This window comes from Microcoleus sp. C2D2, from assembly GCF_036702495.1.
Lineage (GTDB): Bacteria > Cyanobacteriota > Cyanobacteriia > Cyanobacteriales > Microcoleaceae > Microcoleus.
In genome coordinates, this window is the sequence record NZ_JAUBTO010000015.1 from 78,647 (window position 1) to 95,102 (window position 16,456).

The window sequence follows — 16,456 nt, forward strand, 5'->3', positions numbered from 1 at the left end:
TTTTGACCCCCTTTATTCTTTAGTCTCTTAGAAAGAAACTTCGTTTGTGTAGTAGCGCTTTCAACCGCCGACTCTTATCAACAGGTTTTATCTCAGATTTAGTATAACATCAAGAAAGCGCTTAACCTGTTTTTTCCAAGTCCAATCGAGCATAAAATTGGCCGCAGCTAAACCGCGACGTTTTGATTCTTCGCGATTAGTATAAACTTGCTCCAAAGCCTCAACAACTTCTGCAACCTCAGACTCTCCCCAACCTTCTACACCTGGAAAATGAGCCGTAGGTTTTACTTGTCCTTGACTCGATAAAGGATAGCAAATGTTGCTGTAAATCAAGTCTAAATGACCAGTATTTGCTGATAAAATAGTCGGAATTCCGCAGGCCATACTTTCCATCGCCACTAAATTAGTGCCGCCTTCGCAGCGGTTGGTGAAAACAGCGCAGTCGGCTTCTCGCAAAATTTGTCCGGTGAGGTGATTGGGAATTAAGCCGATGTCGATAAAAGAGTCAACCGGCAAACCGTTAGCAGCTAACCATTGGGAAATTCCTAAACTTCCGTCGCGGTTGATATTGGGAAGTCCCGCAACGTTTCCGGTTTGTTCGATTCCTAACATATACTGAGGCCAGAAGTTGTGCCATGTTGTTAGTAACAAAGCCTCTGGATGTTTGGCGCGAAATCGTTTGAAAGCGGCAATTACAATATCTTGACCTTTGCGATATTCCAGTTTGCCGCCAGAGAAGATGACGAAGCGATCGCCAAATAGATTAGATTTGGGTGCAGGATGGAAAATTGTTGGGTCAATTCCTTGATGTACCATCGCCACATTAGTCAAGCCGCGGCTTCTCAAAACATCGGCATTCCAGTTGGAACCGGCGACAATCGCGCTATATTTTTTCGCTGTTTCTACTGCTTCTGTTGTGATTCGTGTGTCTTCAAAAAAGATGACTCCTACTTGAGAAGCGCTGGTAATTTGATTCTCAACTCCAAACGATGCTAAATTATTGCCGAGACCGTAAAGTACGGGAAAATTACAACTGATTTGTTTGTCGGAATTTGCTGCTACTAATTCCTGAAAACTTTTTTGCTTTTCAATTACAGGTAATAACAGCGATTTATGCAGCGGATTGAACGATTCTGAGGTGATTGACGGCGGTGCTAAAAGTGCAACTTCCCAGGCGGGATTTTGCAGCAGTTGTAGTGTTAAATTCAGGCCGTAAATTCCCCAGCCGCTGGTGATGCCGATCGGCCAACTAATGCCGATTCCTGTAATTTGCGGGGGTATTTGTGGGGGGGAGTTTCGAGGCGGATCGTAAGATGCTGCGTTAGCAGGCTGAGCCTGGGAACGAGTAGAGGTTAAGTGTTCTAAGGCTGCTTTTATACGATCGCAAACTCCATCCCAATCACCCGCTTTTTGCTGGCGAAACAGACGCACAGTGGGATACCAAGGGCTATCTTCGCGTTCCAGCATCCACCGCCAATCGGGAACAAAAGACAGCAAAATCCAGACGGGTTTGCCCAAAGCACCGGCTAAATGCGCCACAGCAGTGTCAACGCAAATTACTAAATCCAGTTGGGAAATAATTGCTGCGGTGTCGGCAAAATCGACGCAATATTCGCTTAAATCTTCAATTTGCTGTTGATTTAATAAAGCGATCTCGCCTACTGACATATCTTTCTGAAGGCTGTAAAAACTCGCTCCCGGAACATCTAAAAATTTCACAAAATCGCTCAATTTACACGATCGCTGATGATTGTTGCGGTTCAGCGGGCCGCCCGCCCACACAATACCTACTTTTAGTTGATTGTTCGGTTTTAGAGAAAATTTAAAATCCTGTGGCGGGGCTAAATAAGGAATATTCGCAGGTAGATTTTCCAAAGTTGTTCCCAGAATTCGCGGCAAACTTAGCAGCGGGGCTTGCACTTGAAAATCTACCATATCGCTCGGCCGCACTCCTACTAGATCGACTCCTGCAATTCCTTCAAATAGACGCTTCAGCAAGATATGACAAGCAACAATAACTTTCCCACCTTTTTGCTTAACTAAAGGCGCGTAGCGGATGAACTGTATCGTATCGCCAAAACCTTGTTCAGGGTGCAATAAAATTGTTTTTCCCTGCAAATCAGAGCCGTCCCAAAGTGGTTGGGCAAAATTTCTGGGGTCCATTTCTTGAGTTTGCCAGCGCGATTCGTACTCCGCAAAACCCGGCTTCAAATCTCCCGTTAAGAGCAAAGCGAAGGCTAGTTTCAAGCGCCAATTGGGCGAGTTTGGACGTAGTTGAATTGCTTTATTGTAGAAGTCGATCGCCTCTGCGACTTGTCCCTGTTCTTCGAGGGCGGAACCCAGGTATAAGTTAGTTTCAGCCTGGTTGGGATTGATTTTTAGCGATTTTTGGTAATGAGCAATAGCCGAGGCTATTTGCCCGTTTTCCTGTTTGAGATAACCTAAATAACTGTGGGCTTCTGCGTGGCGGGGTGAGGCGGCAATTACTTGTTCGTAGCGAGCGGCTGCGTCTGCTTTTTTCCCTTGTTTTTGTAAGGCATTTGCTAGGTGAAATTGTACCTGTGCGGGCGATAAGGAAAATCGAGGCTCAGCCTCGGGGTCTACCTTACCAGGCTCTTCCTGGGAACGAATAGAGATTAGGTGTTTTAAGGCTATTTTTACCCGATCGAATACTTCCTCCCAATCGCCCGCTGTTTGCTGCCGAAACAGCCGCGCCGTCGGATACCAAGGGCTGTCTTCGCGTTGCAACATCCACCGCCAATCCGGCATAAAACACAGCAAAATCCATATGGGTTTACCCAAAGCACCGGCTAAGTGCGCGACAGCACTATCCACGCAAATTACTAAATCCAGTTGCGATATAACGGCCGCAGTATCGGCCAAATCGTTCAAATTGTCGCTCAAATCTATCACGGGAATTTGAGTTAACAAAGTACGCTCGCCCGCCGATAATTGTTTTTGAAGACTGTAAAAACTTACACCGGGAATATCTAACAATTGCAGAAAATAGCTTAAATCGCTCGATCGCTGAAAATCCTTCAAATGTTCCGAACTTCCCGCCCACACAATCCCAACTTTGAAATTGCGCTCAGAATTTAGCGAAAATTGCCAATTCGGCGGCGGCGCTAAATAAGGAACATTTGCCGGTATATTTTCTAAATTTGTTCCCAGAATATGGGGCAAACTCATCAGCGGTGCTTGCACTTGGAAATCCGGCAATTCATTTACCCGAACCGCCACTTGTTCGATGCCAGGAATCTGCTTAAATAAACGCTTCAGTTCTTGATAGCAAGAAAGGATTACTTTGCCGCCTTTTTGCTGTACAATTGCCACGTATCGCACACATTGAATCGCATCGCCCAAACCTTGTTCGCAGCGGAGCAAAATAGTTTGCCCGTTCAAATCTGAACCGTCCCAAACCGGTTGGTCAAAATTCAACCGTTGCAATTTTTTCGCCTGTTCTGTTTGCCAGCGCCACTCGTATTCTGCTAAGCCGCGCGGCAAGTCCCCACTCAACAGCAATACCAAGCTTAAATTGAAGTGAGTTTTAACACTATTTGCATCAATTTCGAGAGCTTTAGTGTAACACAAAATTGCTCGATTTACGTCTCCTAATTGTTCGACAGCACTGCCTAAACTCGTGAGAGCTTCTAGATAATTTTGGTTCAAAGAGATCGCTCGTTCCAAGCTGGAAATTGCCTGTTCTATTTTGCCGGCACCCAAGCATAACGTTCCCAGGTGATAGTGTCCTTTAGGATTGTTCGGTTCTGCTTCAATTGCACGCTCGTAAAGGCGTTCTGCATCGGCTAGCTGACATTTTGCTTGCATCGCCACACCCAAATTTACCAGCGCTGGCACGTAATTGGAATTGACAGAAAGTGCTTGATGAAAACACGCGATCGCAGTCGGCAACTGGCCCTGCTGCTGGAGTAGGGCGCCGAGATTGTTGAGAGCTTTGAGGTAAACCGGATTCAGGGTAATCGCCTTTTGAAAGCAAGATGCAGCAGCGGCTATATTGCCTTGAGATTGCAGCAAAATACCCAAGTTATTGTGCGATTGAGCGCAGTTCGGATCGATTTCGAGCGCGCGCTGATAATAGGCGGCAGCTTCGGCCAAATCGCCTGTTTGGTGCAGCGTCACTGCCAAATTAGTTGCGGCTTCTATCAAATCTGGCTGCAAAACTAAAGCATTCTTAAAATAAGCGATCGCCTCGGAAAATCTACCTTGCGCTTTCAGAATATTTCCCCTATTGAACAGTTTTTGAGCTAATTCAAGAGGGGGCTGAGCTTCTATTAGTGGTTGAGCTTCCTGATGCTGGCAAATTCTTTCTCTGAGCGCGAAAGTCGCTTGTTCTAAAACTCCTTCCCAATCTCCCGCTGTTGACTGGCGAAACAGCCGCGCCGTGGGATACCAAAGACTATCTTCGCGTTGCAACATCCACCGCCAATCCGGCACAAAACACAGCAAAATCCAGACTGGTTTGCCCAAAGCACCGGCCAAGTGCGCCACAGAAGTATCTACAGAAATCACTAAATCCAAAGCCGAGATTGCCGCTGCAGTATCGGCAAAGTCGTGCAAATAAGAGCTTAAATCGGTGACGGGCATTTCCTCTAACAAAGCGCGATCGTCTGCTGTCATTTCCTTTTGCAAACTGTAAAAATCTGCTCCGGGAATATCTAACAGTTTAGCGAACAAATTGAGCGGGAGCGATCGCACATTATTCGTGGAATTTTTAGGATTTCCTGACCACACAATTCCCACTTTCAAATTAGGAGTGTTGTGAATAGAACATTCCCAACCGGGCGGCGGAGCTAAATAAGGAACCTTGGCTGGTACAGTTTCTAAAGTTGTTCCCAGAAGGTGTGGCAAACTCATTAGCTGCGCGCGAACTTGAAAATCCGGCGCATCCTCTGGATTAACTATTAGCCCATCGATTGCCGAAACTTGTGCAAACAAGTGCTGCAACTGCGGCAAACACCAAACAATTACCCGGCCGCCTTTTTGCTTGACTAAATCTGCGTATCTGATAAACTGAATTGCATCGCCTAAACCCTGTTCCGGGCAAAGCAAAATAGTTTTTCCCTGCAAATCTTTGCCATCCCAAACTGGCTGCTGAAAGTTGTGGCGCGGAAACTGTTTTTGTTGCACCAGCAGTCGCCATTCGTACTCGCAAAAACCGCGCTGAAAGTCTCCCGCCAGCAGCAAAGCTAAACCTAAATTTAGGTGAGATTCAGGATGGCCGACATTGAATTTAACTGCTTGGCTGTAGCAGGTGATAGCATCTGCCAATTGCCCGCGATCGTGCAAAGCACTTGCCAAACTGTTGAGGGGATTGAGATAACCGGGTTTGAGTTCGATCGCCCGACGGTAACAGTCGATCGCCTCTGCCATTTTTCCCGCTTCCTCAAAAGCTTTGCCGAGATTGTTGAAAGCTTCAGGAAAGTCGGGTTTCAGGCTCAAAGCTTGCTGATAGCAGGCGATCGCATCTTCAATTTTGCCCTGTTTCTGCAGGACAATTCCCAGATTGCAGCGAGCCGCAGCACTGGCTGGGAATTTCTGAATCGCTTGCTGGCAAACAGCTAGAGCCTCCTCTAACTTATCTTGGTCAGACAGCCAACTCCCGAAAGCGAGATCGGTTTGGGGCAAATCTGGTTGCAGCGCCAGAGCTCGATCGTAGTATGCGATCGCCGAAGCAACTCGGCCCTGTCGCAGCGAGGCGTATGCTAAGTTGTACAAGGCATCGAAATAATTTGGATCGATCGCGATCGCCCGTTCGTAATTCGCGATCGCCCGTTCGTAATTCGCCTCCGCTTCCCCTTCCTCCCCTTGTTCCTCCAAAGCAATTGCCAAATTCAAATAAGCCGCAGCGCAATTAGGATTGACTTGAATCGCTTGCTCGTACAAGCTTACAGCCTCTGCCACATCCCCTTGCTCTTCTCGCAACAGCCCCAAATTAATCAGCGCTTCCGCGCAATTCGGGTTCAAAGAAAGCGCCCGCTCGTATTCTGCGATCGCCTCTTCATTCTCCCCGGCTTCCGCGAGCGCGCTGCCCAAATTGCTCGCAGTTTCCGCCAAATTCCGGTCGATTTCTAGCGCTTGTCTGTAGTGCGCGATCGCCTCTGGGAGCCGGCCGATTTGCTGTTTGACAACGCCTAAATTGCTGTAGGCCGCTGCGTAATTAGGATCGATCGCGATCGCTCGCTCATAACATTCGATCGCAGCGCCAAACTCGGTTTGCTGCTGCTTCTGGCGGCCCAACCGAAACTGTGCATCCGCCGAATCCGACGGCACAAATTCAGCAGCAACGGCGCCTAGAGCTGGCGCCACCCGAGCGAAAACGCCCTCCCAGTCGCCCCGCCGATCCTGGCGAAACAGCCTTGCAGTTGGATACCAAGGACTGTCTTCGCGCTCCAACTGCCACCGCCAATCCGGCGAAAATGCCAGCAAAATCCACACCGGTTTGCCCAAAGCGCCCGCCAAATGGGCGACAGCGGTATCGACGCTAATCACTAAATCCAGTTTGGCGATCGCAGCAGCAGTATCGGCAAAATCGCCAAAATGCGGGCTCAAATCTACGATCGACCTTTGATTCAACAGCGCGCGCTCGGCCTCGGAAAGCTCTTTCTGCAAGCTGTAAAAACTTACCCCCGAAACGTCCAAAAGCGGCATAAACTGACTTAAACTGCAAGAACGCTGGCTGTTTTTGCGGTGTTTTGGATTCCCGGCCCAGACAATCCCAACTTTCAAATTGCGATCGGGCAATAGCGTAAATTCAGCACCTGCAGGCGGAGATAAATAAGGAGTATTTGCCGGTATTGTTTCCAGCTTTGTACCGAGAGCATAGGGCAAACTCAACATCGGCACTTGCACGTCAAATTCCGGCAGCGGCTCACCTTTAACTATTAGCAAATCAATGCCCTCAACCGTTGCAAACAAACGGCGCACCTGCGCGTAACAGGCCACAATTACCCTACCGCCTTTATTTTTGACGATCTCCGCGTAGCGAATAAACTGAAGCGAATCGCCTAAACCTTGTTCAGCGTGCAGCAAAATAGTCTTTCCCTGCAAATCAGAACCATCCCACAGCGGCCGGTATTCTCTCGCCGAAAATGTATTTTCCGCCCCCCCTATAACAACAGAGGAATGCCCAGTGTTAAATTCTTTAATTTCCCAGCGCCACTCATATTCGGCGAGACCATTTTCCAAATCTCCCACCAACAGCAAAGCCAAGGACAAATTCACGTGAGCGCTAGCATGATTTGGACTTAAATGAATCGCTCGTCTGTAGGAGGCGATCGCATCTTCTACCGCGCCTTTTTCCAGAAACGTCCTGCCTAAATTGTTAATAGCTTCCACAAAATCCGGCCGCAATTCCAGAGCTTTGTGATAATACTCCAGCGCCTCTTCTAAATTGCCCTGTTCTTGCAATACTGTGGCTAGATTGTTGTAAGCTTCCCAGCTATGCGGCTGAATTTCCAGCGCTCGCCGGTACAGCTCGATCGCCCTTACAAGTTCACCTTTTTCTTGCAGCGCCACGGCTAAATTAATCAGTGCGGGCACGAAACTCGGTTCAGCGACAAGAGCTTGTTCGTAATGTGCGATCGCCTCTTCCACTTGACCTTGTTCCTCAAAAATCTTTCCCAAGTTGTAAGCTGTTTGAGGAATATGGGGATTGAGCGCTAAAGCTTCTCGGTAATGCGGGATAGCTGCGTCCAATTCGCCCTTTTCTTGCTTGAGAAAACCCAAATTAATTCGCGCTTGGACGCAACTTCGGTCAACAGATATTATCTCTTCGTAAAGGGCGATCGCCTCTTCCTTATCGCCTGTTTCCATTAACTGTTCTGCTTGCCGCAATAAATCCTCTAAAAAAACCTGATTTTCGCCACCCGTTTCAATCGCAACAGATGTCTCAATCCCCTGCGATTGGTTAGCTGCGTAGTTTTCCCCTAGCCCTTCGTTCCCAATCACAAATATTTCTTTACTCTCTTCAACCACGCTTGCACCTGTCATTGTGAGTGCCACACAATCGAGGTCAGGCTGATTATTACCAGTCATTGCGAGCGAAACGAAGTCAAGCAGCTCTTGAGCCGAATCCTCGGAATAAATAGGAGTATTTCCCATCGCAAAAGAACTCAAAGCCGCCTGCACATCTTCAAACAATTCTTGCCAACTTTCCGGCTGACTTTGGCGGAAAAGCCTTGCAGTTGGATACCAAGGATTGTCTTCCCGCTGCAGCAGCCAGCGCCAGTCAGGAGCAAAAGAAAGCAGTACCCAAACCGGTTTTCCTAAAGCACCGGCTAAGTGCGCCACAGCCGTATCGACACTAATCACTAAATCCAGTTGAGATATTGCAGAAGCGGTATCAGCAAAGTCGCTCAAATGCGGACTCAAATCCGGCACTAAGCGGTGGTTTAACAAAGTGCGATCGCTCTGGGACAAGTTTTTTTGTAAACTATAAAAAGCGATGCCCGGAACATCCAAAAATCGAATAAAATCGCTCAAGCTGCAAGAACGCTGATTGTCTTTCCGGCGCTGCGGACTCCCCGCCCAAACAATCCCTACCTTCAATTTTGCCTCAGAAGAAAGCGCAAACTTGCACTCAGCAGGGGGAGCTAAATAAGGAACATTTGCCGGAATTGTTTCCAGAGTTGTCCCCACAATTCGCGGCAAACTCATCAGCGGCGCGTGAACGTCAAATTCTGGCAAACCCTCAAAATTAACTGATAAATATTCAATGCCGGCAACACTCGCAAACAACCGCATCAGTTCTGGATAGCAAGCCACCATAACTTTAGCGCCTCGGCTGCGAATAATCGGCGCGTAGCGAATAAACTGAATAGAATCGCCGAAGCCTTGCTCTACGTGGAGTAAAATAGTTTTTCCCTGCAAATCCGAACCATCCCAAACCGGCTGTTTAAATTGCCTCGGTTGTAGTTGCGGAGTGCGCCACCGCCACTCATATTCAGCAAAACCGCGCTGAAAATCTCCGAACAATAGCAAAGTTAAACCTAATTCTAGGTGTGCGGTGGCGTTGTCTGGCTGCAATTCCAAGGCTCGACTGTGACAATAAAAAGCCTCTTGAAATTCTCCTAAATCGACCAAAGCGTGTCCGAGATTGTTAATAGCATCCACGAACTCTGGCTTTAATTTTAATGCTTGTCTGTAGTGGGGGATGGCTGCTTTTGCATTGCCTTGTTTGTGGTAAAATGCTCCTAAATTGTTGTGAGCTTCGGGATTGTTTGGCTCTAGTTTTACAGCTTGCTGGTAGCAGTTGAAAGCTTCGGTTAATTTACCTTGCTGCTGCCAAACTGTTCCCAACCCCATCAGAGAATATGTCAAGTTGGGATTGATTTGTAAAGCGTTCAGGTAACAGGCGATCGCCTCGTTAAATTGTTTTTTTTCTTTAAATAAATGTGCTAAATTGTGCGCTGTTTCGTACAGGTTGGGAGCGATTTGCAGGGCTGTTTGGTAATATAAAATTGCCGAGTCTATTTCGCCGAGTTGCTGTTTTAGCCAGCCCAAATTATTGTAGGCAAGTGCGGAACTTGGCTGCATTTTGATGACTTGTTCGTAACTGGCGATCGCCCTTTGATATTCCCCTGCATCCAGCAAAGCATTAGCCTTATTTAAATGTGCTTCTACAAAATCGGGGTTTTGGGCGATCGCCTGTTCGTAAAAGTCGATCGCTTCGGCAATTTTTCCCTGCTGTCTCGCCGCTATTCCCAACAAACACAGCACGTTTGCCGATTCCGGCTGTACTTCTATGATTTGCCGGTACAAATTCTCAGCTTCTAACAAACGTCCCGCTTGGTGATGTTCCCAAGCTATTTTCAAAGAGTCTTCCGCACCAAATTTGCAGGCAGATTTTCGCGATTTTTTTTGAGAACCCATAGTTGTCTTTATTGTTTAGGAGTTCGCTAACTTGTAATTGTCAACTTGTTCTAATTTGTTAACTCTTCCTTCCTTCTTCCCCCTTCAAGCAGGACCATTCTTCCCCCTTTTTACGCGCTCAGCTTCGCCTCGCAAGCCTTCTTCCCTCGGACTTCTACCCCAACAAACAAGCTGCGGGAAAAATCAGATATTCTAAGAAAAACAACTTCCAGATAAACTGATAAAATGCAGCAATTTCTATTTTATCGTCCAAATTAACTTTCGCGCTCCAAAACCACATCAAACCCAAAGCCGCCAAATGAGAAACTACCAGAAACACTAAATTAACATTAGACAATACGATCGCTCCTGCCAAAGTCGCGCCCAAATAACAAACCGTCAACACCCAGCGAGATAAATTAAAGACGGCCGGCTTGCCCAGCTCAATCGTAAACGTAGTAATATTGTATTGCTTGTCGCCTTCCATGTCCGGGATATCTTTAAAAATGGCGATCGCAAACGTAAACACCACAACAAAAGCCGTCAGCACCCAAACTTCCGCAGGAATCTCAAAAGACACACTCTCCAAACTCCAGCCAGAAAAAGCGCTTTTCGCCCGAACCAAACCCAACACCCAATTAAAGTGCAAAAATAACCCTAAATTTACGATCGCGCCCCGCACAGTAAAAATGCACAGCGCCGCCCAAAAAGGAAACCGCTTCAGCCGAATTGGCGGCAGAGAATAAGCAGTCCCAATCGCCAAACTAACGCCAACAGTAGCCAGCAAAAACGGGCCTTGTAAAACAGCAGTCAAAATTGCTATAATTCCCGTTGCAATTACAATTGATTTCCCGGTTTTCCGAGAAAACACTCCCGAGGCGAGCGGCAAATAGGGCTTATTAATTTTATCAATCTCAACATCTTCTAACTGGTTCAATCCCACAATATAAATATTGCCGCAAATGCAAGCCAACCAAGCAAAAGCTAGGGACTCAAATACAGGATTCACAAACAGCCGCGCGCTTTGAGCGATCGCGTACAAAGCCAATACACTCAAGCTAGTGCCCACAATTGTGTGCGGTCGAGAAAACTCCCAAAATGCCCTCACCCAGCTTTGCGGAGCCGAGCCATTTTTATCAATCCAAGACTTGCCAATCGCATCATTACTCATAAATATAAAATGCCCCCTAATAATTTTTGACTCGTTAATTTTTACTCATTTGACTCGTTTCCTGGCTTTGCCCCTTGATGACAATTCTAAGACTGAAGCCCATAATAATTTTCGCTTTTAGTCTAGTCTCGATCCCCCTAAATCCCCCTTAATAAGAGGGACTTTGAGAAAAATCTTGTCCCCCCCTTATTAAGGGGAGTAGGGGGGATCGAGACCTCGATACGAACAAGAGAGACGGTTGGTTTAACGTTAAATTATCACCAATGGACTTTGCCCGATCGCCAGTTAAATAATTAATCCGTGTATCGGTCTCAAAATCCGTGTCGTGTTTTTAGCCGATCGCGAAGTCGAAGGGCCTTCCTTCAACATTATTTTACAGCACAAATCAGCCCGAAACGAATCAATCCGCTCTGATATCCACGGCTCATCAATCCGAGAGCAAGTGCAGCTTGAATAGTCGTCCAACCGCTCGTGAGCAAACCCCAAATCGCGCTCGGAGTCAAAGCAGAATCGATCACCACATCCCAAAAAGGAGCAACAGCTTTTGACCAATCAGCGGTGCGAATACTTGTCAAAGGCAAACTGCGGGCAATTTCCTCGTATTCCGGCAAAGAAATCACATAAGGCAAAGCATAAACCCGGTAAATTTCTGCCAATTCCTTTCTCTCTTCATCAGTTAATTCTCCCGCCGTTTCTCCCACCGGGCGGTGACACCAAGTTGCCAAAATCAAAGTTCCTCCCGGCTTGAGCACGCGGCAGCATTCCTGCAAAAACTTAATTTTGTCGGGCATATGTTCGCCGCTTTCGAGGGACCAAACCAAGTCGAATGACTCGTCAGGAAAAGGCATATTCAAAGCATCGGCTACCAAAAAATTCACATTGCTTTGAGCATCGGCAATTTTAGCGCGTTCGGTCGCTCTGTTGGCCTGTACCGGACTCAGAGTAATTCCGGTAGCTGTAACGCTAGCGCCCGTTTTATTTGGTGCGGGCGATCGGCTAAAATCACGATCGACCCCCGCCTCCGACTTTAAAATATTGTCAGCGATCGAACTAAACTTTTGAGTCAAATACAGCGTGCTGCCGCCGATCCCACAACCGACATCGAGAATGCGGTAAGATTCACAGAGTCCCTTCTCTGACGGTACTCCAGCCCAGCCCAGCAGTTCTTCTATCAAATCTATCTGAGCCTGTCGGCGCTCTTTTTTCAAATTCCCATCCGGGCCGTAGTAACCGTGGTGCATATGTTCGCCCCACACCTGCTCCCACAAACCGCTAGAAGCGTCGTAGAGTTGCTGAATTTGCTGGTAAAGTGTTGATGTCATCGCCGGATCGCAAGTTATTAAAGGAATTCTACCGTTATTTTCCCGATGTTGTCATCAAATTGTGCGATTTGAGTTCGATCGGTCCCAGGCATTCGCCAGACACAGATGTCCTGATTTCAAGGCCGAGGATCGATTTGTGGGTTCCCTCTAAAATCTAAAATCTCCAATCTAAAATCTAAAATCGAATGACTGTCTCGCGAACCATTGCTTTGGGCTTTCTCGCCGTCATCACCGCAGGTGCTCTATTACTGATGATGCCCTTTTCCACAATAGATGGAACTTGGAGCGATCCAATAACAGCACTGTTTATGTCTACTTCCGCTGTCTGCGTCACCGGCTTAGCGGTTGTGGATGTCGGAAAATATTACTCTTTTTGGGGGCAACTGTTCCTAGTTTTACTGGTGCAAATAGGAGGCTTGGGCTACATGACAGCCACGACTTTCTTGCTGCTGTTATTGGGCCGCCGCTTTGGCTTGAAAGACAAAGTTGCCCTGCAACAATCTCTCGACAAACCCGGGCTAGCCGGTGTTTTGCAACTCGTGCAGTCAATTCTAGCAACAACCCTTTTGTTTGAATTAACAGGAGTGTTTTTGCTGATGTCGGTTTTCGTCCCCAAATACGGATTTAAAGACGGTGTGTGGTCTGCTATATTTCACAGCGTTAATTCCTTTAACAACGCTGGTTTTAGCCTGTATACCGATAATTTGATCGGCTACGTCACTTCGCCTATCATTAACTTCACAGTCGGCGGTTTAATCATATTTGGGGGAATCGGCTATCAAGTAATTATGGAAATGTACCTCTGGCTGCGCGATCGCTTCAACAAAAGCCCTATCTGCACAGTTTTTTCCCTGAACTTCAAAGTAGTTACCACTACAACGGCTGTCCTTTTAATTTTTGGAACGCTAGCCTTTTTGGTGCTGGAATACAACAACCCAGCAACTTTCGGTCCTCTAAATTTTCCTCAAAAGGTGATGGCAGCTTGGTTTCAATCTGTTACTCCCCGCACGGCGGGATTCAATACAATTGAGATCGGCCAAATGAGCGAAGCCGGGCTATTTCTGACCATCGCGCTGATGTTTATCGGCGCCAGTCCTGGCAGCACCGGCGGCGGAATCAAAACCACAACTTTTAGGATCTTGTTTTGCTGTAGCACAGCAGTTCTCGAAGGCCAGGAAGAGGTGGAGTGCTATCGGCGTCAAATCCCGCCAGCACTGATTCTGAAAACCATTAGCGTAGTCTTCGGTTCCCTGTTGGTCGCGTTCACATCTGCAATTTTAATCGAGCTGACCAATCCCCAAGTAGAATTTATCGAAGCGCTGTTTGAAGCAGTTTCAGCTTTTGGCACGGTCGGCCTTTCCACAGGGATTACAGCCAAGATTTCAGCGATCGGTAAGTTGATTGTGATTGCTACAATGTACATAGGTCGGGTTGGCGTGCTGCTGCTGATGAGTGCTGCATTCGGCGACCCAAAACCCAGGTCTTTTAAGTATGCTGAGGAAAGTTTGTTAGTTGGATAAAAAATCCTGCTTACTTGCTGATAATCTAAACAATGGGTGACAACCCAAATCAACTTTTACTACTTACCCAAAAATCAAAAGGAGGCGGCGCTGTCTCTGCTAAAATTTAAACAGCAAGACGCTCGGCGCTGGATATTCAGTGAACCTGTCATCTTTAAATTTTTTTCGCAGTTTGCGCTCCGACAACAAGCAGTTTGCAGTTATTGGTTTGGGACGCTTCGGCAAAGCAGTGTGCTCCACTCTGCACGGCTTGGGTTACGAAGTCCTAGGAGTTGACTTCGATGAAAAAAAAGTAACTCAAGCTTTGACCGATCGTATTTCTTCTCACGTTTTGCAGTTAGATTCTACTGAGCCTAGCGCTCTGGCGGAAGCGGGTATATTTGAATTTGAAACAGTGATTGTGGCGATCGGCAATTACCTAGCAGAAAGCATTACCACCACCCTAAACCTTAAGGAAGGCGGCGTAACTTACGTAATAGCCAAAGCTTCTTCGGAAACTCACTTAAAACTGTTGAAAAAAGTTGGCGCCGATCATGTAGTTTTTCCCGAACGAGAAATGGGCTGCTCTTTGGCCCGCATTCTTACAAGACCAAGCATTTTAGAACGCTTTGACCTCGACCCCGATCACAGTATCGTTGAGTTGGTCGTTCCTGAAAAGTTTGACGGCAAAACCATCTCGGATTTGGAGCTCCGGCACAAGTACGGTTTGAATTTGCTAGCAATCAGTCGCGCCGACAAGTTCGAGATCAATCCGCAGCCAAACGAACGTTTGAGAAGGGGGGAGCTAATGGTAGTAATTGGTTCTAATAAAGATATCAATCGCTTGCCAATTTAACAGCTCGCCATTTTACGCACATCTAAGAGCAAGGTGCGCTCGCGCACCCTGCAAACTTGGAAAATTTCTCAAATGATACTCTCTAAAAAAAATAAGATGGGCACCCCGATCGCGGTCCCGCAAGTTTCTTAAGCGCCAGCTAGGAAAATTCAGCCGACGTTCAAGATTTTTTGCAGGTAAGCTTTGCCGAAAACTAGCACCGCCAAGACGAGAGCGAGTTCAACAGGCCAAGGACACACCGCCACCAACCAAATTAACGAAAACACTCCAATAATTGCAGCTATGGGAGCCGGAATCCCGTCTAGCGTTCTGTTGTCAGTCCCGGCAGTCACCCACCAAGCAATCAAGCAGACCGTCAACGGAATCAAGCAACTTGCGATCATGATTTTTACCCCGTCAATTTTTTTTACATATGACATCTGAGCATATGGTAACAATACATCAAAAATTCGGAAATGCACCATTAATTGCGATATAATTTAAGGTTAGGTAATTCATACGCTGGGGTGATAGATTTTGTAATTTTTAGCTTCGCATCTCTCCGAAGGCAGATGTAGGTTGGCATCAGGCAGGATTTTGGGATTTTTCTTTCGGCCGAAGTGCTTTTGCTTTCTACCTTGAGATTGATTGCAATGCACCGAGCTCTGCAAGTTATACTGAGGATTGCAGTCAATTACTGTAGAGCGTGCATCAATGCTGGGCAAATTTTTTCGCAAGCCAGAATTAGAAAACAGCGATCGCGTCCCCCCGGGTCAATACCTCGCCAACGGCTTTCCCGTGCTGACCTACGGCGATACACCCTCCGTCAGCATTGAGAGTTGGGAATTTAAAGTCTGGGGATTGGCAAAACCAAAAACCTTCACTTGGTCGGACTTCCAGGCCATGCCCCAAAGTAACTTTACTGCGGATTTTCACTGCGTCACCCGCTGGTCAAAACTCGACGTGCAGTGGACGGGAGTCAAAGTCACAGATTTTATGAAATACATAGAAGTCGATCCGAAAGCAGTGCACGTCCTGGAACACTGCTACGGCGGCTACACCACTAACATTGCGATCGCCGACTTACAGAGAGAAGAAAACTTTTTCGCCCACACCCTCTTCGGCGAACCCCTATCCCCAGACCACGGCGGCCCCATGCGGCTGGTAGTTCCCCACTTGTACGCTTGGAAAAGCGCTAAATGGATTAACGGGCTGGAGTTTACCGAAACCGAAGAACTCGGTTTTTGGGAACGCAACGGCTACCACCGGCGGGGCGAACCTTGGGCCGAGGAACGCTACAGCGGTCTGTTTTGATGCGGTCGATCGGGACCGAGGACTTGCCCAAAGCTTCTATATACGGTATTTGTTGAGGCGTGAGTAACTGAAAGATATTTCTTAGACATCCCTTAACATTCCTCCCCAAATGGGTAACTATTAAGCTCTAGTCTCTATCATCAACCGATAGGGAGAATATTTCTGAAGTGACCATAAGTATTGGAGATGCCGCCTCATAATTAGGCAGATCCACCAAAACTTTAAGACGTTGGACGGATACTGGAAAGATCGAGTTTGAATGGTCGCCCACAGGGCAACGACGTTTCTTTCTGGCAGATATCTTGCGGATCGCTCAACCGAGATTTCAATCAGTTAGACGATCGCATAACTATTAATTATGCCCGTGTTAAGCTGTCACGCATTTAAATTGCATATTCAGGGCGGGCGAGACACCCCACAAGACACCGAATTGTTTGTTGACATT

Annotated in this window: 7 protein-coding genes and 1 pseudogene; 4 read left to right on the forward strand and 4 right to left on the reverse strand. The window is 47.1% G+C overall.

Annotated elements, in window-relative coordinates; all coding sequences use genetic code 11:
• Positions 1-87: 87 nt before the first annotated feature.
• The 3 genes from QUB61_RS07750 to QUB61_RS07760 all read right to left on the reverse strand — a co-directional run bounded on the left by QUB61_RS07750 (position 88) and on the right by QUB61_RS07760 (position 12,363).
• Entirely contained in the window at positions 88-9,891 is a 9,804-nt protein-coding gene (locus QUB61_RS07750) for a tetratricopeptide repeat protein (protein ID WP_333125679.1), read from the reverse strand.
• Positions 9,892-10,045: 154 nt separating this feature from the next.
• Positions 10,046-11,041, reverse strand: coding sequence for a homogentisate phytyltransferase (locus QUB61_RS07755; RefSeq protein WP_333125675.1), 996 nt, complete (start codon positions 11,039-11,041; stop codon positions 10,046-10,048).
• A gap of 368 nt (positions 11,042-11,409) precedes the next feature.
• On the reverse strand, positions 11,410-12,363 hold the full coding sequence (locus tag QUB61_RS07760) for a methyltransferase domain-containing protein (RefSeq protein ID WP_333125672.1): 954 nt from the start codon (positions 12,361-12,363) through the stop codon (positions 11,410-11,412).
• Between the two features lie 185 nt (positions 12,364-12,548).
• Between QUB61_RS07760 and QUB61_RS07765 the strand changes: the two genes are divergently transcribed.
• Together QUB61_RS07765 and QUB61_RS07770 are read left to right on the forward strand one after the other, a co-directional pair.
• Complete coding sequence (locus tag QUB61_RS07765; RefSeq protein WP_333125669.1) at positions 12,549-13,883, forward strand: TrkH family potassium uptake protein; 1,335 nt, start codon at positions 12,549-12,551, stop codon at positions 13,881-13,883.
• 139 nt (positions 13,884-14,022) lie between these two features.
• Complete coding sequence (locus tag QUB61_RS07770; RefSeq protein WP_333125666.1) at positions 14,023-14,718, forward strand: TrkA family potassium uptake protein; 696 nt, start codon at positions 14,023-14,025, stop codon at positions 14,716-14,718.
• A gap of 149 nt (positions 14,719-14,867) precedes the next feature.
• On the opposite strand, the gene QUB61_RS07775 is transcribed toward QUB61_RS07770, so the two are convergent.
• Positions 14,868-15,137 carry a hypothetical protein gene (locus QUB61_RS07775; protein ID WP_333125662.1) on the reverse strand — a complete coding sequence of 90 codons (270 nt, stop codon included), beginning with the start codon at positions 15,135-15,137 and terminating at the stop codon, positions 14,868-14,870.
• Positions 15,138-15,411: 274 nt separating this feature from the next.
• Here QUB61_RS07775 and QUB61_RS07780 point away from each other — a divergent pair, with 274 nt between their 5' ends.
• Entirely contained in the window at positions 15,412-16,011 is a 600-nt protein-coding gene (locus QUB61_RS07780; RefSeq protein WP_333125815.1) for a sulfite oxidase-like oxidoreductase, read from the forward strand.
• 158 nt (positions 16,012-16,169) lie between these two features.
• Positions 16,170-16,380 (forward strand): annotated as a pseudogene (locus QUB61_RS39805) (helix-turn-helix domain-containing protein); the annotation flags it as partial.
• Between the last annotated feature and the right edge of the window lie 76 nt (positions 16,381-16,456).